Consider the following 19,447-nt stretch of genomic DNA (forward strand, 5'->3'; position numbering starts at 1 on the left):
CACCGGCTCCGGGCTGCCCGTCCGCGTCCGGCAGGCCAACATCGTGCCCGAGCTGCGCGACGAGCCGACCGCCGCCGAGGACGAGGACGACGACGAGGTGCGCCCGCCGGAGCAGGTGCGCCGGATGATGAGCTCCTACCAGACCGGCACCCGGCGTGGCCGTACGGACGCCGCCCGGCTGCTCGGCGGGGCGGGCCAGCCCGCAGCCGGCGACGAACCGGACGTCGGCGACCAGCAAGCGACCTGACCGACGCCGATGGCGGTGCGGACGACCCGCTCGCGGCGTGAGGGTCAGCCCCAGACGAGTTCGGCGACAACAGCCGGGGGAGAAGAGGACGACGAGTGGCGCAGAAGATGGCTTCGAGTGCCGACCTGACGTGGTTGCTGGATGATCTGGTCGGCCGGGTGAAGCAGGCCGAGCATGCGGTCGCGCTCTCGACGGACGGCCTGTTGATGGCTTCCTCGCAGGGGCTGAGCCGCGACGACGGCGAGCACCTGGCGGCGATGGCGGCCGGTATCCAGAGCCTGGCCCGGGGCGCGGGCAAGCGCTTCGGCGGCGGGCAGGTGCAGCAGACGATCATCGAGATGCAGTCGTCCTTCCTGTTCGTCACGGCTGCCGGGCGAAACGCCTGCCTCGCCGTCCTCGCCAGCGAGGACTCCGACGTCGGCCTGATCGCCTACGAGATGGCGATGCTGGTCACCCGCGTCGGCAAGTACGTCGCGTCGCCGTCACGGACCGCCGAGCAGCCGACCGGCGAGAAGTAGCCGCGATGACGGTGCAGGGGGAGTCCGCGGAGCACCAGTGGGTCGACGACCACGCGGGGCCGGTGGTCCGCCCGTACGCGGTGACGCGCGGCCGGGCCCGCCCGGTCACCGGCACGTTCGACCTGATCTCTCTGGTCACGGCGACCCGCGCGGACGTGACCCCGGAGGTGGGCCTGGGTCCGGAGCACCTGGCGATCGTCGGGCTCTGCCAGCGGATCCAGTCCGTCGCCGAGATCGCCGCCCACCTGGACCTGCCGGTGGGCACCATCCGGGTCCTGCTGGGTGACCTGGTGGCTCGCAGCCTGGTGCAGGTACGCGAGCCACGCACCACGGCCGGCCTTCCCGACAACAGCGTTTTCGAGGCGGTAATCAATGGACTACGGGCACTCTGAGCGGCCGGCGGGAGCGACGCCACTGCCCACCGCGATCAAGATCCTCGTCGCGGGCGGCTTCGGCGTGGGCAAGACCACCATGGTGGGCGCGGTCAGCGAGACCCGCCCGTTGCGCACCGAGGAGGTGCTGACCGAGTCCGGGGTCGGCATCGACGACCTCTCCGGGGTGGAGAGCAAGACGACCACCACGGTGGCGATGGACTTCGGTCGCATCACCATCAGCGACGATCTGGTGCTCTACCTCTTCGGCACCCCCGGCCAGGACCGCTTCTGGTTCGTCTGGGACGAGCTGGCGCTCGGTGCGATCGGCGCGGTCGTGCTGGCGGACACCCGCCGGCTGGCCGACTGCTTCCCGTCCATCGACTACTTTGAGGGCCGGGGCACGCCGTTCGTGGTGGCGGTGAACTGCTTCGAGGGCGCCCGGCACTACCGGCTCGACGAGGTGCAGGCGGCGTTGAACCTCGACCCGGGGGTGCCGGTGCTGCTCTGCGACGCCCGGCAGCGGGAGTCGAGCAAGGAGGTGCTCATCACGCTGATGGAGCACGCCATGAAGACCCGGGACGCCCGCCGCCGCGCCGACTGAGCGGGTTGATCATCCGGCGCGACGGGGACCATCCGCATCCGCACCTCGTGGCAAGATCCTCGCATGATCGAGGTGACGGTGCGGCCGATGTCCCGCGAGGAGTTCGACCGGTGGCAGACCGACGTCGTGGACGCCTACGCGCAGGAACAGGTCGCGGCGGGCAACTGGACGGCTGACGAAGCTCTGGGCCGCTCCCAGGAAGCCAACGCGGCCCTGCTGCCTCAGGGGATGGCCACGCCTGGCATGATCTTCCTGCTCGGCGTGCTGGCTGACGGAACACCGATCGGACGACTGTGGATCGGGCTGGCGCATCCGCGGGGCGTCGCGCACTGCGCCTACCTCTACGACATCGAGGTGGTCGCCGAGCGGCGCGGCCAGGGTCTCGGGCGCGTTCTGCTCGCGGCCGGAGAGCGGGTGGCTCAGGAACGGGGTGCGCACGCCCTCGAGCTCAACGTGTTCGGGTCCAACACGCCGGCGCTGAGCCTGTACGGCTCCGCGGGATACCGGGTGATGACCCAGCAGATGCGCAAGGGCCTGCGCACGTCCGCCCAGCCAGAGCGGATCACGCGGTGACCGGCATGACCGTGGATCCGGTGCGGCGGGCTGAACCGTAACCGGTTCTGCGCGTTACCCGTCGGCGCGCCCGGGCTCCGCCTGCCCGGCGAGCGGATCGGTCTGCTGAACGCGCTGAGCGCCGTGATCATGCTGGTGGCCCTGCCCGGCACTGCGCGCGACCCCGACGGACGCCGCCCGGCGCGCGACGCTGATCCCGGAGTTCTCCCGGATCACCCGCCGCGCCATCCGCGACCTGCGCGGCCAGCCCGGCGGCCCCGACCCGATCGCCGTCGTCCGCCGTTTCCTGTGGTTCTTGCCGCTGACCGACGAGGAGGCCCGTGCGGTCGCGCTGAGACTGCGCTGAGCGAAGCTGCCGCTGGGCGCGATGGGCGGTACCCGACAGAGGGCCCCTTCCCGCGTGCTCGGGAAGGGGCCCTCTGTCGGGTACGACGTCAGCTGGCGATCATGCGACGCAGCACGTACTGCAGGATGCCGCCGTGCCGGTAGTAGTCCGCCTCACCCGGGGTGTCGATGCGGACCACGGCGTCGAACTCCACGCCGGTGTCGGTGGTGACCTGCACCGTGCGCGGGGTGTCGCCGTCGTTGAGCGCGGTCACGCCGGTGATGGAGAAGGCCTCCGTGCCGGTGAGGCCGAGCGACTCCGCGGTGGTGTCCACCGGGAACTGCAGCGGCAGCACGCCCATGCCGATCAGGTTCGAGCGGTGGATCCTCTCGTACGACTCGGCGATGACCGCCCGGACGCCGAGCAGCATGGTGCCCTTGGCCGCCCAGTCGCGCGACGAGCCGGAGCCGTACTCCTTGCCGGCCAGGATGACCAGCGGGACGCCGGCCTCCTGGTAGGCCATGGAGGCGTCGTAGATGGAGCTCTGCTCGCCGGTCAGGTGGTTGACCGTGAAGCCGCCCTCGACTCCTGGGACGAGCTGGTTGCGCAGCCGGATGTTGGCGAAGGTGCCCCGGATCATCACCTCGTGGTTGCCCCGGCGCGAGCCGTACGAGTTGAACTCGTGGCGCGGCACGCCGTGCTCGGCGAGGTACCTGCCGGCGGGGGAGTCGGCCTTGATCGAGCCGGCGGGGGAGATGTGGTCGGTGGTCACGGAGTCGCCCAGCTTGGCCAGCACCCGCGCGTCGGCGATGTCGACGACGGCCTTCGGCTCCCGCTGCATCCCGTCGAAGTACGGGGGCTTGCGGACGTAGGTGGAGTCGTCCGCCCAGGCGAAGGTGTCGCCGGTCGGCGTGGGCAGCGACTGCCAGCGCTCGTCGCCGGCGAAGACGTCGGCGTACGCGGCGCTGAAGCCGGTGGCGCCGATCGCCTGCGCGATGACGTCCTGGATCTCGGCGCTGTTCGGCCAGATGTCGCGCAGGAAGACCGGGTTGCCCTGGCTGTCCTCGCCGAGCGGCTCGTTGGCCAGGTCGATGTCCATCGTGCCGGCGAGCGCGTACGCGACCACCAGCGGCGGGGACGCCAGGTAGTTCATCTTGACGTCCGGGTTGATCCGGCCCTCGAAGTTCCGGTTGCCCGACAGCACCGAGACGACGGCGAGGTCGCCTTCGTTGACCGCGGCGGAGACCTCCTCCGGCAGCGGGCCGGAGTTGCCGATGCAGGTGGTGCAGCCGTAGCCCACCAGGTTGAAGCCGAGCTTGTCCAGGTAGGGGGTGAGGCCGGCGCGGTCGTAGTAGTCCATGACGACCTTGGAGCCCGGCGCCAGGGTGGTCTTGACCCACGGCTTGCGGGCCAGGCCCTTGTCGACCGCGTTGCGGGCGAGCAGCGCGGCGCCGATCATCACCTGGGGGTTGGAGGTGTTGGTGCAGGAGGTGATGGCGGCGATCACGACCGCGCCGTGGTCCAGCTCGTACTCGACGCCGTCGGCGCTGGTGACCCGGATCGGGTTGCTGGCGCGGCCGCCGGAGCCCACCGCGGCGGTCTCCAGGTCGCGCGGCTCGTCGTTCGGGTCGCTGTAGTCGTTGGCGGGCGGGTCGCTGGCCGGGAAGGACTCGGCGCTGGCCTCGTCGGCCGGGCCGGCCACTCCCCGGGGCAGCCGCTCGCGCGGCACGCCCGGCTTGACGTCCTTCTCCTTCTCGCCACCGAGGTCGCCCTCGGCGACGTAGTCGGTCAGCGCGGAGCGGAACAGCGTCTTGGCGCTGCCCAGCGGCACCCGGTCCTGCGGGCGCTTCGGGCCGGCCAGCGACGGCTCGATGGTGGAAAGGTCCAGCTCCAGCCGCTCCGAGTACTCCGGCTCGTGATCCGGGTCGTGCCAGAGGCCCTGCTCCTTGGCGTACGCCTCGACGAGCGCGACCTGGGCGGCGTCGCGGCCGGTCAGCTCCAGGTAGCGGACGGTCTCGGCGTCGATCGGGAAGATCGCGACGGTGGAGCCGTACTCCGGGGACATGTTGCCGATGGTGGCGCGGTTGGCCAGCGGCACGGCGCTGACGCCGGGGCCGTAGAACTCGACGAACTTGCCGACCACGCCGTGCCTGCGCAGCATCTCGGTGATGGTGAGCACCAGGTCGGTGGCGGTGGTGCCGGCCGGCATCTCGCCGTGCAGCTTGAAGCCGACGACCCGGGGGATCAGCATGCTGACCGGCTGGCCGAGCATCGCGGCCTCGGCCTCGATGCCGCCGACGCCCCAGCCCAGCACGCCCAGGCCGTTGACCATGGTGGTGTGCGAGTCGGTGCCGACCACGGTGTCCGGGTACGCCTGGCCGCCGCGCTCCGTGATGGTGCGGGCCAGGTACTCGATGTTGACCTGGTGCACGATGCCGGTGCCGGGCGGGACGACCTTGAACTCGTTGAACGCGGTCTGACCCCAGCGCAGGAACTGGTAGCGCTCCTTGTTGCGCTCGTACTCCAGCTCGACGTTGCGCGCGAAGGCGTCCTCGCGGCCGAACAGGTCGGCGATGACGGAGTGGTCGATGACCAGCTCGGCCGGGGCGAGCGGGTTGACCTTGGCGGGATCGCCGCCGAGGTCGCGGACGGCCTCCCGCATGGTGGCCAGGTCCACGACGCAGGGCACGCCGGTGAAGTCCTGCATGAGCACCCGTGCCGGGGTGAACTGGATTTCCACGCTCGGGTCGGCGGCGGCCTCCCACGCGCCGAGCTGCTGGATGTGGTCGGCGGTGATGTTCGCGCCGTCCTCGGTCCGCAGCAGGTTCTCCAGCAGGATCTTCAGGCTGTAGGGCAGCCGGGCGTGCCCCTCCACCTTGTCGATCTTGAAAATCTCGTAGCTCGCGTCTCCGACGCGTAGCTGGGTCTTCGCACCGAAGGTGTCGAGGCTCGCCACGTCGTACTCCTTCACACCAGCGACCGTGAGTAGTCCTGAGCAGTCTGTCGCACCGGCCGGGGTGCCGCCCTGCTTAGGTGACACTTACCGCCGATTCTCCGCTATCAACAAAACCGTACGTCCGTCTTGCTATTAGCGCAACCTCGTGCCAGGGTTCGGGACGAGGAGGTGCCACCATGATCCATCATGTCCTGCTCGCCTGCCCACGCGGCTCGGAGGAGGCCTCCCGGGCGTTCTACACCGGCCTGCTCGGCCTGGCCGAGAAGCCGAAACCACCGGCCCTCGCCGCCCGCGGTGGTTGCTGGTTCACCGGCTACGGCGCGGAGCTGCACCTCGGCGTCGAGGACGACTTCCGCCCCGCCCGCAAGGCACACCCGGCGCTGCTCCGCCCCGACCTGGACGAGCTCGCCGCCCGGCTGGTCGCCGCCGGACACCCGGTCACCTGGGGCGACGACGAACTGCCCGGGATGCGGCGGTTCCACACCGCGGACCCGCACGGCAACCGCCTGGAGTTCGTCGCCCCGGTCGCCGGCTGACCCGCCGCCCGTCCCTCACCCGGGCATGACGAAAGGGCCGGCCCCTGGTGGGGGCCGGCCCTTCGCGTTTGTCGTGGGTCAGGAGGCGGTGGCGTAGCCGCGGGTGGCGATCCAGTCGGCGAGGTTGTCGACGCTCATCCGGTAGGAGGCCTGCTCCGGGTTGGCGGAGTCGGCGATGGTGACGGTGTTGCCGTCGTCGCGGTAGCCGATGACGCTGATGTAGTGCCCGCCTTCGAAGGAGTGGGTGACACCGTCGGTGTCGGTGGCGGTGCCGGCGATGTTGGCGACCACGGCGCGGCCGTCGTCGATGGTGCGCACGATGTCGGCGCGCAGCTTGTCGGTCTGCTTGCCGTCGGCGCGGTTGTCGCGGATCTCCACCGACCGGTAGGCGTTGTTCTTGCCGGTCTCCTTGTTCAGTACCGGGGTGATGTCGTTGATGCTGTCGGTGCCGGCCTCGGTGGTGCCCATCTGCTTGGCCATGGCGTCGACGTCGATCTCCTTGCCCTGTACGGACAGGGCGTTGCGGGTGGCGGCGGGGCCGCAGTAGTAGAAGTTCGGCTGGGCCTGGTAGCGCACGTTGAGTTCGCGCTCGCCGTGCGGCTTGCGGTCGGTGCTGACCTGCCCGGCGCGCTCGGCGGGGGCGGCGTGCGCGGCGATGGCCGGGCCGGCGATCCCACCGGCGGTCGCGGCGATACCGGCAGCGGTCAGGACGGTCTTGCGGATCAGATCGGTACGCATGGTGGTTTGCACCTTTCGATCGGGGGTGCGCGCAGATGCCGTCGGGGGGACGACGCCACGCGAGGGGAAGTCAAGAAGAGGTGATCTGCCCGGCGGCCAAGGGGCTCTGCTCGGGTGTACCGGGGGGATGTAACCAGCCCGGGGGGCTGGGCATTCCAGCTCTGGATTGCCGACCCGGGCCGGCATTGCTCCTGCCTCGGTCCGGCTCCGTACCGGAGATGCAACCGACCCGGCGGGCCGTGCATTCCGCGGGCCTCGGTCCCGGGGTCCGGCCGACCGGGCAAGCCGCGGCCCTACCCCATGTACAACGACCCCGACCCGCCGGCCATTCCACCGCCCAGAGATCCCCCAGGCATGCGACACCGCGAGTGAAACCGGACGTTCAGATAGCAACCGCGCAGCGATGCGGTCAGGTCGCTACGCCTCGCGCAGCAGCGCGACCACCGCTTCGCGGGTCGCGCGCACGGCGTCCCGGGACTGGTCGGTGTGGTCCAGCGCGTCGAAGCCGTGCCGCCCGTCCGGTACGTCGAGGACCCGCACCGACCGGCCAGCCGCTGCCGCCGCCGAGGTGAATGCGTCGAGCCCGGCCAGCAGCGGCGGCATGTCCCGACCCGCCCGGACCAGCAGGATCGGCAGGTCGCCGGGGGACGCCACGGCGTCGACCGGGCGGAACCGGGCGTCGACCTCCCAACCGGGCAACGGCACCAGCAGCGGATAGGTGCCGACCAGCCCACGCAGCCACGACGGCGCGGCGCGCAGCCAGTCGGCCATCAGCAGCCCGCCGCCGGAGAAGAACCAGAGCACCAGCCGGTCGGCGTCGACCCGGGGATCGGCGCGGACCTGCGCGACGGCCGCCGCGACGTCCTCGGCCGCGCCCGGGAAGCCGGTCCGCTCGTCGACGCGGTAACTGACGACGGCGGCGACCAGGCCCTGCTCGGCCACCAGGGCGCCATAGCCCCGGTAGAGCAGCCAGTCGCGCGGGTCGGCCACGCCGGGCGGCAGCGGGGCGCCGTGCACCAGCACGACGGCCGGCCGGGGCCCGTCACCTGTCGGCAGGTGCAGGTCCACCCGGTCGTGCCGCTCGACGGGCGCGGCCGGCGGGGAGAGGACGAACGGCGTCTGGTCGAACGACGTGGCCATGCCGGGATGGTAGCCGGGAAAACGCTGCTCCGAGGCCCCGTGCACCGTCCACAGGGGAGAGAAGTGGGCGGGCCGGCGGGTGGTCTGCCACCATGTCGGTCATGGAGATCTGGGACAACGCGTCCTGTTCGAAGAGCGCCGGCGCGCGGGCCCGGCTCGACGAGGCGCGGGTGCCGTACCGGCTGCGGGCGTACCTGGAGCAGCCGCCGAGCGCGGCCGAGTTGACCGAGGTGCTGGGCCGGCTGGACGCCCGCGCCTGGGACGTGTGCCGCACCGGGGAGCCGGCCGCGGTGGCGTCGGGCATGGCGGACTGGCCTCGAGACGACGCCACCGAGCCCCGCTGGATCGAGGCGATGGTGGCGCATCCGGAACTCATCCAGCGGCCGATCCTGCTGCTCGACGACGGCGGCGCGCTGGTCGGTCGTACCCCCGAGGCGCTCGACGAGGCGCTGCGCCGCGCCGGCCGCTGACCCGAGGCGGCCGGGTCAGGCCTGCCCGCCGGCCGACGTGCCGTTCCCCGCGGCCTCCGCGTGCCGGTCGCGCAGCCGGGCCCGGATCTCCTCCGGGGTGTACGCCCGGCGCCGCCGCTCCGCGCGGGCGATGACCACGCCGGACGCCGCGACCCCGGCGAGACCGGCCAGTCCGAGTACCTTCCACCACCGCATCCGTTGCCGCATCGGCCTAGGGTAGACGCCCATGAGCATCAGCCTGGACGAGGCCGTGGAGTTGACCCGTACCGGAGACGTGTGGGTGTTCCGGGGACGCAGCGTGCCCGACCGGGCCATCCAGTTCACCACCAACAGTCCCGTCAACCACGTCGGCATGGCGGTGGTGCTGGACGACATGCCGCCCCTGATGTGGCACGCCGAGCTGGGCAGGTCGCTGCCGGACATGTGGTCGGGCGGCCACCAGCGCGGTGTGCAGCTGCACGACCTGCGCGACGCGGTCTGCGTCTGGGCCAACCGGTACGGCCAGCGGGCCTGGTTACGCCAGCTCGACCCGCCAGCGGACGGGGAGATGGAGAAGGCGGTGCTGCGCACGATCGCCCGCCTCGACGGTACGCCGTTCCCGTCCACCGCCCAGTTGGCCTGGCGGTGGGTGCGGGGCCGGGTGCCGGCGGTGCGGATGCCGGCGCTGCCCGGCGGGGACCGAAACCGCCCGACCTCGTCGGCGCGCGAGCGTGCCCTGGAGACGGCGTACTGCGCGGAGGTGGTCGCGGTGACGTACGAGGCGATGGGGCTGCTCCCGGCCGGTCGGCGTCCGAACTGGTACGACCCGGGCCGGTTCTGGAGCGGCGACGACCTCGGCCTCGCCGCCGACGCCCGGCTCGGTGCCGAGATTGAGGTGCGGATCCCGCCGCGCTGAGGTTTGGCCCGCCGGCCGGCCGGCAATTGCTGTTCCCGTGAACGCTTCCACCGATCTGGACACGCTGGCCGACTTCTTCGACCGGTACGGCGTGGCGCTGACCGCCGGCGACGTACCCGCCATCGCCGGCTGTTACGCCCTGCCGGGCCTGGTGGTCGCCGACACGTACAGCTTCTCGTTCACCTCCGCGGCGGCGGTGGCACTGTCCTTCGTGGGCGCCGCCCCCGACTACCAGGAGCGCGAGCTGGTCGCCGCGCACGCGGCGATCGAGGACGTGCAGCCGCTGTCGGCGCTGCTGACCATGGTGGCCGTCGAGTGGGAGTTCCTGGACAGCCGCGGGCGGTCGGTCCCCGGCGAGCGCTACCGCTACCTGCTGCGCACCACCGAGGACGGGCCGGTCATCTGCACGGTCCTGCGCACCGCTTGAGCCGGCGAAGACGGCTGCGCCGCCACGCGGCCGGGACGCGTGGGCGGTGCGGTGCCGGGTGGCCGGGGTCAGGGCCGGGTGGTGGGCACCCAGAAGCGGAGCTTGCCGGCCCGCTCGTCGGCCAGCACCCCGCCGTTGCGTTCGATCACCCGCCGCGAGGCGACGTTGTGGACGTCGCAGGTGAGCAGGGCCGACTCGATGCCGTGCCGGTGGGCCACGGGCAACGCCGCGCGCAGCATGTCGGTGGCATGACCGCGGCGCCGGGCGGTGGGGCGGACGTCGTAGCCGATGTGCCCGCCGACCTCGCGCAGGTGCGGGGTGAGCCGGTGCCGGATCGAGATCCGGCCGAGGTACTCTTCCCCGGCGACCCACCACAGGGTGGTGTCCGGCACCCAGCCGTCGGGTCGGGGGGTCTCCGGCAACGCCTGGGCACGCAGGTCGGCCACGAAGCCGGCAAAGGCCTCCGGGCGGTGCCAGCTGTCGGCGTACCGGCGGATCTCCGCACCGACCATGGTGTGGTCCTGGCGGTCGCCGCGGCCCTCGGCGCGGAATTCCGCCATCGCGGCGAGGAAGCTGGCGTGCACCCTTTCGGCGGGTGCGATCAACGCGGGCATGTGCTCATGGAAGCCGAACCGGTCCCGGCCGGCCAACCGTTTTCCGCCGCCGCCGGCCGGTCGGCCCGTTCGGACCGGGCCGGGTTCCGGTCGGCTCGACCGGTGGCTAGGCTGGCGCGTCGGCTCCGATGAGGGGGGACCTCAATGTCTGTACGGCCTGCCGGCGAACCCGGCGAACGGCCCGCGTCCAGGGTGCTGGCGTCGGTGCCGTGGGTCGTCGTCCTGCTCGGGGTCGGACTGCTGGTGGCGCTGCTGCTGTTCGCGCTGGTGTCGTTCCGGGGCTCGGAGCAACAGGCGGTACCGGCGCCCGCGCCGCCGCTGATGCTGCCGACCCTGCCCGCCACCGTTGCGCCCAGCCCGTCGGAGACCCCGGAGGACCTGGTCACGGCGACCCTGGCCACCCCGTCAGCGCGGGCCACCTCCCGCCCGTCGGTGGCCGCCTCCGACCAGCCGGTGGTGCGCGGCTCCGGCCGGATGAGCGCCCGCTACTCGGTGCAGGACAGCGACCGGAACTCCTTCGAGGCGAGTCTCGTGGTCCGCAACGGGGCCGACCGCGCCTCGGACTGGCGGGTGGAGCTGCTCTTCACCGGCAACGTCAAGAGCATGCAGGCCTCCAGCGACTCCGGGGTTTCCGTCTCCACCAACGGCAGCGGCTGGTACGTGCTGCGGGGCACCGGGCCGCTGGACGCCGGGGAGAGCCAGACGGTGTCGTTGCGCGTGGGGCGCAACGGCACGGGGGAGCGTCCGGGCCAGTGCACCGTGAACGGCGCCGACTGCGTCATCGGCTGAGCACCGGACTGTCAGGACGGTCAGGTGATCCGACCAGCACTTTCCGACATAGCCGCTGATCGTTACGCTGCCCGGACGGCCCGCTGAAGGAGGGACATGTCCGGCACGCGTCGCGCAGCGCGAGCGCCCCACGCCTCGACCGCCATCGCCTCCTCACCCTGGATCGTGGTGTCGATCGGCGTCGTCGTCATGGTGGTCATGCTGGTGGTCGCGCTGGGCGCGTACCGGGGCCGGGGCATCGTCGTCGACGGGCAACCCGAGCCGGCCCCGACCCTGGTGCTGCCGGAGCTGCCGCCGTCGTCGACGGGTCAGGCGGCGCCGACCCCGACTCCGCCGGTGCGGCCGAAACTGTCCCCGCGCGCCTCGGTCCCGCCCACCACGGGCGCGGCCACGCCGGCAGTCCCGGCCGGCGGTGGCGGTGCCACCGCGCCACCCGCGCCCCGGCCGGCCGTCCCGCCGGCGCCCCCGCCGGTGAGCGGGCGGTACCGGGTGCTGGAGTCGTTCCCCGGCGGGTTCATCGGCGAGGTGCTGGTCCGCAACGACTCGCGGACCGACCGCGGCTGGACGGTCCGGCTCGCCTTTCCCGGCGGCCGGGTGGCGACCACCTGGGTGGAGGGCGCGCCACAGGGGACGATGAGCCAGACCGAAGACGGCTTCAGCTACCGCAGCGGCGTAAACGTGGCCCCCGGCGCGTCGGTGCCGCTGCGCTTCCACATCGAACGCGCGGACAGCAGGCCGGCGAGCTGCACCGTCGACGGCGGTGCCTGCCAGGGGCTCTGAGTCCACCCCCACCCCGGGTCGGGACCCCGGGTGCCTCCTTGCGCGGGCCGCCTCGCCTGCGGCGCCCGGGCCTGCGCCGAGCGGTCGCGGCACCGTCGGTCAGGAATGCCTTACGCAAGTCGGCTGCTTTGTTGCGACTTGGTTTGCAACGTATTGCAGAATGTTTCGGCAAGAGCTAGCGTGCGGGCGAATCAGCGACCAGAGGAAGGCCGTCGATGAAACCCCCGCCGATACCGCGCAAGGCCCTGCTCGCCCTCGTCTCCCTGCTCACCCTCACCCTCGTCGGCGCCCCGGTCGCCGTGCACCAGCTCGGTGCCGACGCCACCGACGGGACGGCCGGCACGGACCCGCTCGCCGCCGCCGACGCCGCCCAGTGGCGCGCCGAGCCCTCCGCCGAGGCGCTGCTCAAGGCGGGCACCAACCAGGCGCGCGCCGAGCAGTTCTACTTCGTCCTGCCGGACCGGTTCGCCAACGGCGACCCGCGCAACGACCGTGGCGGCCTCACCGGTGACCGGCTCAAGACCGGCCTCGACCCGAAGGACAAGGGCTTCTACCACGGCGGCGACCTCAAGGGACTGATCAACAAGCTGGACTACATCCAGGGGCTGGGCACGACGGCCATCTGGCTCGCCCCGATCTTCAAGAACCGGCCCGTCCAGGGCACCGGCGCGGACGTCTCCGCCGGCTACCACGGTTACTGGATCACCGACTTCACCCAGGTCGACCCGCACTTCGGCACCAACGAGGAGCTGAAGAAGCTGGTCGCGCTCTCCCACCAGCGGGGGATCAAGGTCTACCTCGACGTCATCGTCAACCACACCGCCGACGTCATCAAGTACGCCGAGGACAAGTACGCGTACATCGACAAGAAGACCTCGCCGTACACCGACGCGCAGGGGCGGGCCTTCGAGGACCGCAACTACGCCGACGGCACCCGGGACTTCCCCGACGTGGACCCGACGTCGTTCCCGTACACCCCGACCTTCGAGACCCCGGCGGACGCCAAGGTCAAGGTCCCGGCGTGGCTGAACGACGCGACCATGTACCACAACCGGGGCGACTCGACCTTCGCCGGTGAGAACAGCGAGTACGGCGACTTCTTCGGCCTGGACGACCTGTGGACCGAGCGCCCCGAGGTGGTGCGGGGCCTGACCAAGGTCTACGGCGACTGGATCGCCGGCACCGGCGTGGACGGCTTCCGGCTGGACACCGTCAAGCACGCCAACCTCGACTTCTGGCCGCAGTTCAGCCGGGGCATCGAGCGGGCCGCCGAGGCCGCCGGCAAGAAGGACTTCTTCATGTTCGGCGAGGTCTACAGCGCCGACCCGGAGATCACCTCGACCTACGTGCGCCGCGGCGGCCTGCCCGCCACCCTGGACTTCGCCTTCCAGGAGGCAGCCCGCGGCTACACCGCCGGTGACGGCTCCGCCAAGGCCCTCGCCGACGTGTACGCCCGCGACGACCTCTACTCCTCGCGGGACACCGACGCCGGCCGGCTGACCACCTTCCTCGGCAACCACGACATGGGCCGGATCGGCTCGTTCGTCGCCGCCGGCGGTGGTGACGACGCCGCCCAACTGCGCCGCGACCAGCTCGCCCACCAGCTGATGTTCCTCACCCGCGGTCAGCCGGTGGTCTACTCCGGCGACGAGCAGGGCTTCACCGGCCCCGGCGGGGACAAGGACGCCCGCCAGGACATGTTCGCCACGCGGACGCCTGACTACCTCGACGACGACCTGATCGGCACCGCCCGTACGCACGCCAGCGACCAGTTCGACCCGCAGCACCCGCTCTACCGGGCCATCGCCGAGCTGGGCAGGCTGCGCCAGGCGCACCCGGCGCTGCGCGACGGCATCCAGGTCACCCGGCACGCGGCGGACGGCCCCGGCGTCTTCGCCTTCTCCCGGGTCGACCCCAAGGAGCGCACCGAGTACGTCGTGGCGGTGAACAACGCCGCGACCGCGCAGACTGTCACCGTGGACACCTGGTCCGCCGGCGCCACCTTCACCGGCATCTACGGCGGCTCGTCCGCACCCGTCGCCGGCGCCGACGGCAGGCTCACCGTCACCGTGCCGCCGCTGTCCGCCGTGGTGCACCGGGCCGGCGCCGCCATCCCGCTGCCGACCGCCGCGCCGGTCATCACCATCACCGCCCCGGACGCCCCGGTCGCCACGAAGGCCGCCGTCACCGCCCAGGTCACCGGCGACCCGCTGGCCACCGTCACCGTCGCCGCCCGGGTCGCCGGCGGGAAGTGGAGCCTGCTCGGCACCGCCGACCGGGCCCCGTACACCGTCCACCACGACCTGACCGGCCTGGCCGGCGGCACGAAGATCGAGTACAAGGCCGTGGTCCGGGACGGCAGGGGCCGCACCGCCAGCACCCGCTCCACCGCCACCGTCGGCACCCCGGCGCAGTCCGCCTCTCGGGACTGGGCGGTGGTGCACTACCAGCGCCCGGCCGGCGGGTACGACGACTGGGGTCTGTACGCCTGGGGTGACCTCGACCCGGCGTACGTCACCGAGTGGCCCAAGGGGCAGCCGTTCGCCGGTGAGGACTCCTACGGCCGGTTCGCCTGGGTGAAGCTGAAGCCGGGCGCGAAGTCCGTCGGCTTCCTGGTGGTCGACAAGAACGGCAACAAGGACGTCGGTCAGGACCGCACCATCGACGTCACGCAGACCGGCGAGATCTGGATCAAGCAGGGCGATCCGACCGTCCACCCGACCCGGCAGGCCGCCACCGGCGAGCCGGACCCGGCCGTGGAGGAGGGCACCGCGCTCATCCACTACCGCCGGGCCGACGGCAACTACGACGGCTGGGGCCTGCACCTGTGGGACGGTGCGGCCACCCCGACCGACTGGGCCAAGCCGCTCGCCCCCACCCGCATCGACTCCTTCGGGGCCGTCTTCCGGGTGCCGCTCGCGGCCGGGGCCACCGGGCTGAGCTACATCATCCACTCCGGCGACGAGAAGGACCTGCCCGACGACCAGCGGCTCGACTTCGCCAGCGCCGGGCGCGAGGTGTGGCTGCTCGCGGGCACCCCGGGCCGGCTGCTGCCGTCGACCGCCTCCGGCACCGGCGGGGACGTCGACATCACCAAGCAGAAGGCGCACTGGATCGACCGCTCCACCGTCGCCTGGCAGACCGGGGAGACCGACGGGAAGACGTACGCCCTGGTCGCCGCTCCGACCGGCGGGGTGACCGTCGCCGACGGGGACCTGGCCGGGACGTACACCACGATCCCGCTGGCGGCGCAGCGCAACGGGCTCACCGAGGCCCAGCGCGCGGCCTTCCCGCACCTGTGGGCGCACCGCGGCTTCACGCTCGACCGGCGGGACCTGGCCAAGGTGCCGGCGGCCCTGCGTGGGCAGCTCCTGGTGACCGAGCGGGACGCCGAGGGCACCCTGCTCGCCGCCACCGGCGTGCAGATCCCGGGCGTGCTCGACGACGTCTACTCCCCGGCCACCGGGGCGAAGCTCGGGGCGACCTTCGCCGGCAAGGTGCCGACCCTGTCGGTCTGGGCGCCCACCGCCCGCACGGTGTCGCTGCAACTCTTCGACTCGCCCACGGCGCAGCCGAGGACGGTGGGGATGCGCCGGGACGACCGCACCGGCGTGTGGTCGGTGCGCGGGGCCCGCGCCTGGACCGGGAAGTACTACCGCTACCAGGTCGAGGCCTGGCAGCCGGCGGCGCAGAAGGTGGTCACCGCGGCGGTGACCGACCCCTACTCGGTGGCCCTCGCGCCGGACTCCACGCACAGCCAGATCGTCGACCTGTCGGACCCGGCACTCGCGCCGCAGGGCTGGGCGAAGCTGCGCAAGCCGGCGGCCGTGCCGTCGACGAAGGTGCAGATCTCCGAGCTGTCGGTACGGGACTTCTCGGTCGCCGACACCACCGTCCCGGCCGAGCGGCGGGGCACCTACCTCGCCTTCACCGACCCGGCCACCGCGGGCATGAAGCACCTGAAGGCGCTCGGCGACGCCGGGGTGACCCACCTGCACCTGCTGCCCGCGTTCGACTTCGCCACCATCCCCGAGCGCCGCGCCGACCAGCAGCAGCCCGCCTGCGACCTGGCGAAGCTGCCGCCGGACTCCGACGAGCAGCAGAAGTGCGTCGCGGCCGTCGCCGAGTCCGACGGCTACAACTGGGGCTACGACCCGCTGCACTACACCGTGCCGGAGGGGGGCTACGCCGTCGACCCGGCCGGGGCGAAGCGGACCACCGAGTTCCGGCAGATGGTGGCCGGGGTCAACGCCGCCGGCATGCGGGTGGTGATGGACGTGGTCTACAACCACACCTCCGCCGCTGGCGCCGATCCGAAGTCGGTGCTCGACCAGGTGGTGCCCGGCTACTACCACCGGTTGCTGGAGGACGGCAGCGTCGCCAACTCGACCTGCTGCGCCAACACCGCGCCGGAGCACGCCATGATGGGCAAGCTGGTGGTGGACTCCCTGGTCACCTGGGCCAGGGCGTACAAGGTGGACGGGTTCCGGTTCGACCTGATGGGCCACCACCCGAAGGCGAACGTCCTGGCCGTGCGGAAGGCGCTGGACGAGCTGACCGTCGCCCGGGACGGCGTCGACGGCCGGAAGATCCTGCTCTACGGCGAGGGCTGGAACTTCGGCGAGGTCGCCGACGACGCCCGCTTCGTCCAGGCCACCCAGGGCAACATGGCCGGCACCGGGGTCGGCACCTTCAACGACCGGCTCCGCGACGCGGTGCGCGGCGGCGGCCCGTTCGACGCCAACCCGCGGGTGCAGGGCTTCGCCTCCGGGCTGTTCACCGACCCGAACGGTGACGAGGTCAACGGCACCGAGGCCGAGCAGCGCGAGCGGCTGCTGCACGCCCACGACCTGATCAAGGTGGGGCTTACCGGGAACCTGCGCGGTTACCGGTTCACCGACTCCTCCGGCCGGCAGGTCACCGGCGCGCAGGTCGACTACAACGGCTCGCCCGCCGGCTACACCGCCGCGCCGGGGGAGGCGGTCACCTACGTCGACGCCCACGACAACGAGATCCTGTACGACGCGCTGGCGTACAAGCTGCCGCAGGGCACCTCGGCGGCGGACCGGGCCCGGATGCAGGTGCTCGCACTGAGCACCGTGGTGATGGGCCAGGGCACCGGGTTCGTCACCACCGGCACCGAGCGGCTGCGCTCGAAGTCGCTGGACCGTAACTCGTACAACTCCGGTGACTGGTTCAACCAGATCCGCTGGGACTGCGCCCAGGGCAACGGGTTCGGCGTCGGCCTCCCGCCGGAGCAGGACAACAAGGACAAGTGGCCGTACGCCAAGCCGCTGCTGGCCGATCCGAAGCTGGTCCCGGACTGCGCGGCGATCGACACCACCGACGCCCGGTACGCCGAGCTGCTGCGCATCCGGGCCTCCTCGCCGGTGTTCGGGCTGGCCACCGCGGAGCAGGTGCAGCAGCGGGTGGCCTTCCCGCTGTCCGGGGCGCAGGAGACGCCGGGGGTGCTCACCATGACGCTCGACGGCCGGGGCCTGGACCGGCGGTGGACGTCGGTGACGGTGGTGTTCAACTCCACCCCGCAGGCGGTGACGCAGCAGCTCGCCGGGCTGCGCGGCGCGGACGTCACGCTGCACCCGGTGCTGCGCGGCTCCGCGGACCCGGTGCTGCGTACGGCGTCGTTCGACGCGGCGAGCGGCACGTTCCGGGTGCCGGCCCGCAGCGTGGCGGTCTTCGTGCAGCGCTGACCCGAACGCGGGCCGGCCCCCTCCGCGAGAGCGGAGGGGGCCGGCCCTTCTGCGTCAGCCGATCCTTGCCGCTACCGATGCCGGGCGGACAGAACGGCCCTTACTCCCCAGAAGATACAAACCAACTACGTACCGCACCTTAAGTCCTAGATGTTACGAAACCTGGAAAGTCCTCTCGTTCGGCATGAATCAGCCTAACGTTCGTCTTAGCTCGTCCTCCTGAGCCGACCAGAAGGGAATGAGGAACATGTCGATGAGGTTCTTGACCAAGCTCGCCAGCGGGATGGTGTTGGGCAGCGCCGCGCTACTGCTCGCTGCGCCCGCCACCGCGCTCGCCGCGCCCGACGACGGGCCAACCAAGCAGCCCAAGGCCTCGACCCAGGGGCAGAAATCGAAGAAGTCAGACGACAAGCCCAAGACATTCGACCTGAAGGACAGGAGCGGGAACGGGGTCACCTGCGCGACCACCAGGCAGATCAACGAGCAGAACATCTCCAATATCGTCAAGGACAACACGATCGAGGACAGCGTCGTCACGTTCAACCTGAGCGCCGCGCAGTCGGCGTCGAACACCAGAACCCAGCAGCCCAACACCATCGTGGTCTGCATCCGCGACCTCGAGGTGGGGGTGGACGTGGAGACCGACCTGCTCGGCGACCTGCTCAGGATGGTCGAGGCCAGTCTCGGCCAGGCCGGGTCGCCGCTGCGCCAGCCTGCCGGCAACACCGCCGCGGCTGGCGGCGCGTACGCGGGTCCGGACGGAGCCTGGATCCTCCCGAGCACGGCTGGCGTCGCGGCCGGTGACGGCGGCGCGTTCTCCGACACCAACACCGGTGTTCTGACGGCGACCGGAGCCGGCATGGTGGGCGTGGGCGTGCTCGGTGGCATCGCACTGCTGCGTCGGCGGTCGGCCAGTGGCACTGTCGCCTAGGGCGGCCAGGAGCGCCGGCGGCCGCCACGGTTTCCCGTGGCGTGCCGCTGGCCTCGTCATGGTCGTCCTCGTCACGCTCACCGGAGCAGGATTGATCGTGCACGCGGCCACGGCTTCCGATCCGGTCGGACCGCCACCGCAGCCCGACCCCGCCGCCGCACCGCTGTCCCTGCTGTCACCGTTGGCGGACGAGCCCACCACACCGACGCCGAGCCGAGCCAACGCGTCGCCGACCACCGGGGCGACCCGCGGCGAGGCGCGCAGTGCGCGCGGCCCCCTCGAGAACGGTTCGAAGCCCGCCGCGACCCGCCCGTCCTCCCCACCGACGTTGGCCGGGATGCCGCGATCGCAACCCACCCGCATCAGGATCCCGCGGATCGGCGTTGACGCGCCGACGACTCCGCTCGGGCTGGACCGGAACCAGCAGATCGCGGTCCCGCCGTTCAACCAGCCCGATACGGCCGGGTGGTACAAGCTGGGACCGAGTCCCGGCGAGACCGGGACCGCGGTGGTGGTGGGCCACGTCGACTCACGCGCCACCGGGCGAGCGGTCTTCTTCCGCCTGGGCGCGCTGAAACCGAAAGACACCATCGAGGTGCTCCGCAAGGATGGCAAGAAGGCCCGGTTCATCGTCGACGGCGTGGCCCGCTACCCGAAGACCAAGCTCCCGCTGAAGCAGGTCTACGGTCACACCGGCAAGGCGCAGCTCCGCGTGATCACCTGTGGTGGCAGCTACGACAAGGCAGCGAAGTCGTACAGGGACAACATCGTGGTGTTCGCGACGCTCGTGCCATGACCTTGACTCCCTGTCCCTCGTAGGTG

General features: G+C 71.9%; 19 protein-coding genes. 14 read left to right on the plus strand and 5 right to left on the minus strand.

Annotation, left to right across the window (positions count from 1 at the left end):
• The 5 genes from NCC78_RS06625 to NCC78_RS06645 form a co-directional block, all read left to right on the plus strand.
• The coding region (locus NCC78_RS06625) for a hypothetical protein (protein WP_250792412.1) at positions 1-247 on the plus strand (247 nt) is incomplete at its 5' end.
• Between the two features lie 95 nt (positions 248-342).
• Positions 343-765, plus strand: coding sequence for a roadblock/LC7 domain-containing protein (locus NCC78_RS06630; protein WP_372495076.1), 423 nt, complete (start codon positions 343-345; stop codon positions 763-765).
• Positions 766-770: 5 nt separating this feature from the next.
• Positions 771-1,157 (plus strand): DUF742 domain-containing protein, encoded by a 387-nt coding sequence (locus tag NCC78_RS06635; RefSeq protein ID WP_250792413.1) that lies wholly within the window; start codon positions 771-773, stop codon positions 1,155-1,157.
• Complete coding sequence (locus tag NCC78_RS06640) at positions 1,138-1,740, plus strand: GTP-binding protein (RefSeq protein WP_250792414.1); 603 nt, start codon at positions 1,138-1,140, stop codon at positions 1,738-1,740. Before NCC78_RS06635 ends, NCC78_RS06640 begins: the two co-directional genes overlap by 20 nt.
• A gap of 63 nt (positions 1,741-1,803) precedes the next feature.
• Entirely contained in the window at positions 1,804-2,313 is a 510-nt protein-coding gene (locus NCC78_RS06645; RefSeq protein WP_250792415.1) for a GNAT family N-acetyltransferase, read from the plus strand.
• Between the two features lie 434 nt (positions 2,314-2,747).
• Here NCC78_RS06645 and NCC78_RS06650 read toward each other — a convergent pair whose 3' ends face one another.
• On the minus strand, positions 2,748-5,609 hold the full coding sequence (locus tag NCC78_RS06650; protein WP_250792416.1) for an aconitate hydratase: 2,862 nt from the start codon (positions 5,607-5,609) through the stop codon (positions 2,748-2,750).
• 161 nt (positions 5,610-5,770) lie between these two features.
• Here NCC78_RS06650 and NCC78_RS06655 point away from each other — a divergent pair, with 161 nt between their 5' ends.
• Positions 5,771-6,130 (plus strand): VOC family protein, encoded by a 360-nt coding sequence (locus tag NCC78_RS06655; protein ID WP_250792417.1) that lies wholly within the window; start codon positions 5,771-5,773, stop codon positions 6,128-6,130.
• 78 nt (positions 6,131-6,208) lie between these two features.
• On the opposite strand, the gene NCC78_RS06660 is transcribed toward NCC78_RS06655, so the two are convergent.
• Together NCC78_RS06660 and NCC78_RS06665 are read right to left on the minus strand one after the other, a co-directional pair.
• Positions 6,209-6,868, minus strand: coding sequence for a C39 family peptidase (locus NCC78_RS06660; protein WP_250792419.1), 660 nt, complete (start codon positions 6,866-6,868; stop codon positions 6,209-6,211).
• Between the two features lie 417 nt (positions 6,869-7,285).
• Positions 7,286-8,008, minus strand: a complete 723-nt coding sequence (locus NCC78_RS06665) for a dienelactone hydrolase family protein (protein ID WP_250792421.1) — start codon at positions 8,006-8,008, stop codon at positions 7,286-7,288.
• Between the two features lie 101 nt (positions 8,009-8,109).
• Here NCC78_RS06665 and NCC78_RS06670 point away from each other — a divergent pair, with 101 nt between their 5' ends.
• On the plus strand, positions 8,110-8,478 hold the full coding sequence (locus NCC78_RS06670) for an ArsC/Spx/MgsR family protein (protein WP_250792423.1): 369 nt from the start codon (positions 8,110-8,112) through the stop codon (positions 8,476-8,478).
• Positions 8,479-8,493: 15 nt separating this feature from the next.
• On the opposite strand, the gene NCC78_RS06675 is transcribed toward NCC78_RS06670, so the two are convergent.
• Entirely contained in the window at positions 8,494-8,673 is a 180-nt protein-coding gene (locus tag NCC78_RS06675) for a hypothetical protein (protein ID WP_250792457.1), read from the minus strand.
• A gap of 31 nt (positions 8,674-8,704) precedes the next feature.
• Here NCC78_RS06675 and NCC78_RS06680 point away from each other — a divergent pair, with 31 nt between their 5' ends.
• Together NCC78_RS06680 and NCC78_RS06685 are read left to right on the plus strand one after the other, a co-directional pair.
• Positions 8,705-9,373 (plus strand): hypothetical protein, encoded by a 669-nt coding sequence (locus NCC78_RS06680; RefSeq protein WP_250792424.1) that lies wholly within the window; start codon positions 8,705-8,707, stop codon positions 9,371-9,373.
• A 37-nt stretch (positions 9,374-9,410) separates the two neighbouring features.
• Entirely contained in the window at positions 9,411-9,800 is a 390-nt protein-coding gene (locus tag NCC78_RS06685; protein WP_250792426.1) for a DUF6841 family protein, read from the plus strand.
• A gap of 68 nt (positions 9,801-9,868) precedes the next feature.
• On the opposite strand, the gene NCC78_RS06690 is transcribed toward NCC78_RS06685, so the two are convergent.
• A complete protein-coding gene (locus NCC78_RS06690) occupies positions 9,869-10,414 on the minus strand; it encodes a GNAT family N-acetyltransferase (RefSeq protein ID WP_250792428.1) in 546 nt (181 codons plus the stop codon).
• A gap of 204 nt (positions 10,415-10,618) precedes the next feature.
• Between NCC78_RS06690 and NCC78_RS06695 the strand changes: the two genes are divergently transcribed.
• From NCC78_RS06695 to NCC78_RS06715, 5 genes are all read left to right on the plus strand, one after another.
• Positions 10,619-11,203, plus strand: a complete 585-nt coding sequence (locus NCC78_RS06695; protein ID WP_250792430.1) for a cellulose binding domain-containing protein — start codon at positions 10,619-10,621, stop codon at positions 11,201-11,203.
• A 96-nt stretch (positions 11,204-11,299) separates the two neighbouring features.
• Positions 11,300-11,983, plus strand: coding sequence for a cellulose binding domain-containing protein (locus tag NCC78_RS06700; protein ID WP_250792432.1), 684 nt, complete (start codon positions 11,300-11,302; stop codon positions 11,981-11,983).
• 215 nt (positions 11,984-12,198) lie between these two features.
• Positions 12,199-17,694 carry a pullulanase-type alpha-1,6-glucosidase gene (pulA, locus tag NCC78_RS06705; RefSeq protein WP_250792434.1) on the plus strand — a complete coding sequence of 1,832 codons (5,496 nt, stop codon included), beginning with the start codon at positions 12,199-12,201 and terminating at the stop codon, positions 17,692-17,694.
• Positions 17,695-17,956: 262 nt separating this feature from the next.
• Positions 17,957-18,625, plus strand: a complete 669-nt coding sequence (locus NCC78_RS06710) for a hypothetical protein (protein ID WP_250792436.1) — start codon at positions 17,957-17,959, stop codon at positions 18,623-18,625.
• Between the two features lie 58 nt (positions 18,626-18,683).
• Complete coding sequence (locus NCC78_RS06715; RefSeq protein WP_250792438.1) at positions 18,684-19,421, plus strand: class F sortase; 738 nt, start codon at positions 18,684-18,686, stop codon at positions 19,419-19,421.
• The last annotated feature ends 26 nt before the right edge of the window (positions 19,422-19,447 follow it).

Source organism: Micromonospora phytophila (assembly GCF_023656545.1).
GTDB classification, from domain to species: Bacteria; Actinomycetota; Actinomycetes; order Mycobacteriales; family Micromonosporaceae; genus Micromonospora; species Micromonospora phytophila.

What these genes read in the sequence shown, in the direction of transcription:
- NCC78_RS06635 (WP_250792413.1), top strand. Translation starts at nt 771, where the DNA reads ATGACGGTGCAGGGGGAGTCCGCGGAGCACCAGTGGGTCGACGACCAC.
- NCC78_RS06640 (WP_250792414.1), top strand. Translation starts at nt 1,138, where the DNA reads ATGGACTACGGGCACTCTGAGCGGCCGGCGGGAGCGACGCCACTGCCC.
- NCC78_RS06645 (WP_250792415.1), top strand. Translation starts at nt 1,804, where the DNA reads ATGATCGAGGTGACGGTGCGGCCGATGTCCCGCGAGGAGTTCGACCGG.
- NCC78_RS06655 (WP_250792417.1), top strand. Translation starts at nt 5,771, where the DNA reads ATGATCCATCATGTCCTGCTCGCCTGCCCACGCGGCTCGGAGGAGGCC.
- NCC78_RS06660 (WP_250792419.1), bottom strand. Translation starts at nt 6,868, where the DNA reads ATGCGTACCGATCTGATCCGCAAGACCGTCCTGACCGCTGCCGGTATC.
- NCC78_RS06665 (WP_250792421.1), bottom strand. Translation starts at nt 8,008, where the DNA reads ATGGCCACGTCGTTCGACCAGACGCCGTTCGTCCTCTCCCCGCCGGCC.
- NCC78_RS06670 (WP_250792423.1), top strand. Translation starts at nt 8,110, where the DNA reads ATGGAGATCTGGGACAACGCGTCCTGTTCGAAGAGCGCCGGCGCGCGG.
- NCC78_RS06675 (WP_250792457.1), bottom strand. Translation starts at nt 8,673, where the DNA reads ATGCGGTGGTGGAAGGTACTCGGACTGGCCGGTCTCGCCGGGGTCGCG.
- NCC78_RS06680 (WP_250792424.1), top strand. Translation starts at nt 8,705, where the DNA reads ATGAGCATCAGCCTGGACGAGGCCGTGGAGTTGACCCGTACCGGAGAC.
- NCC78_RS06690 (WP_250792428.1), bottom strand. Translation starts at nt 10,414, where the DNA reads ATGCCCGCGTTGATCGCACCCGCCGAAAGGGTGCACGCCAGCTTCCTC.
- NCC78_RS06700 (WP_250792432.1), top strand. Translation starts at nt 11,300, where the DNA reads ATGTCCGGCACGCGTCGCGCAGCGCGAGCGCCCCACGCCTCGACCGCC.
- pulA (WP_250792434.1), top strand. Translation starts at nt 12,199, where the DNA reads ATGAAACCCCCGCCGATACCGCGCAAGGCCCTGCTCGCCCTCGTCTCC.
- NCC78_RS06715 (WP_250792438.1), top strand. Translation starts at nt 18,684, where the DNA reads ATGGTCGTCCTCGTCACGCTCACCGGAGCAGGATTGATCGTGCACGCG.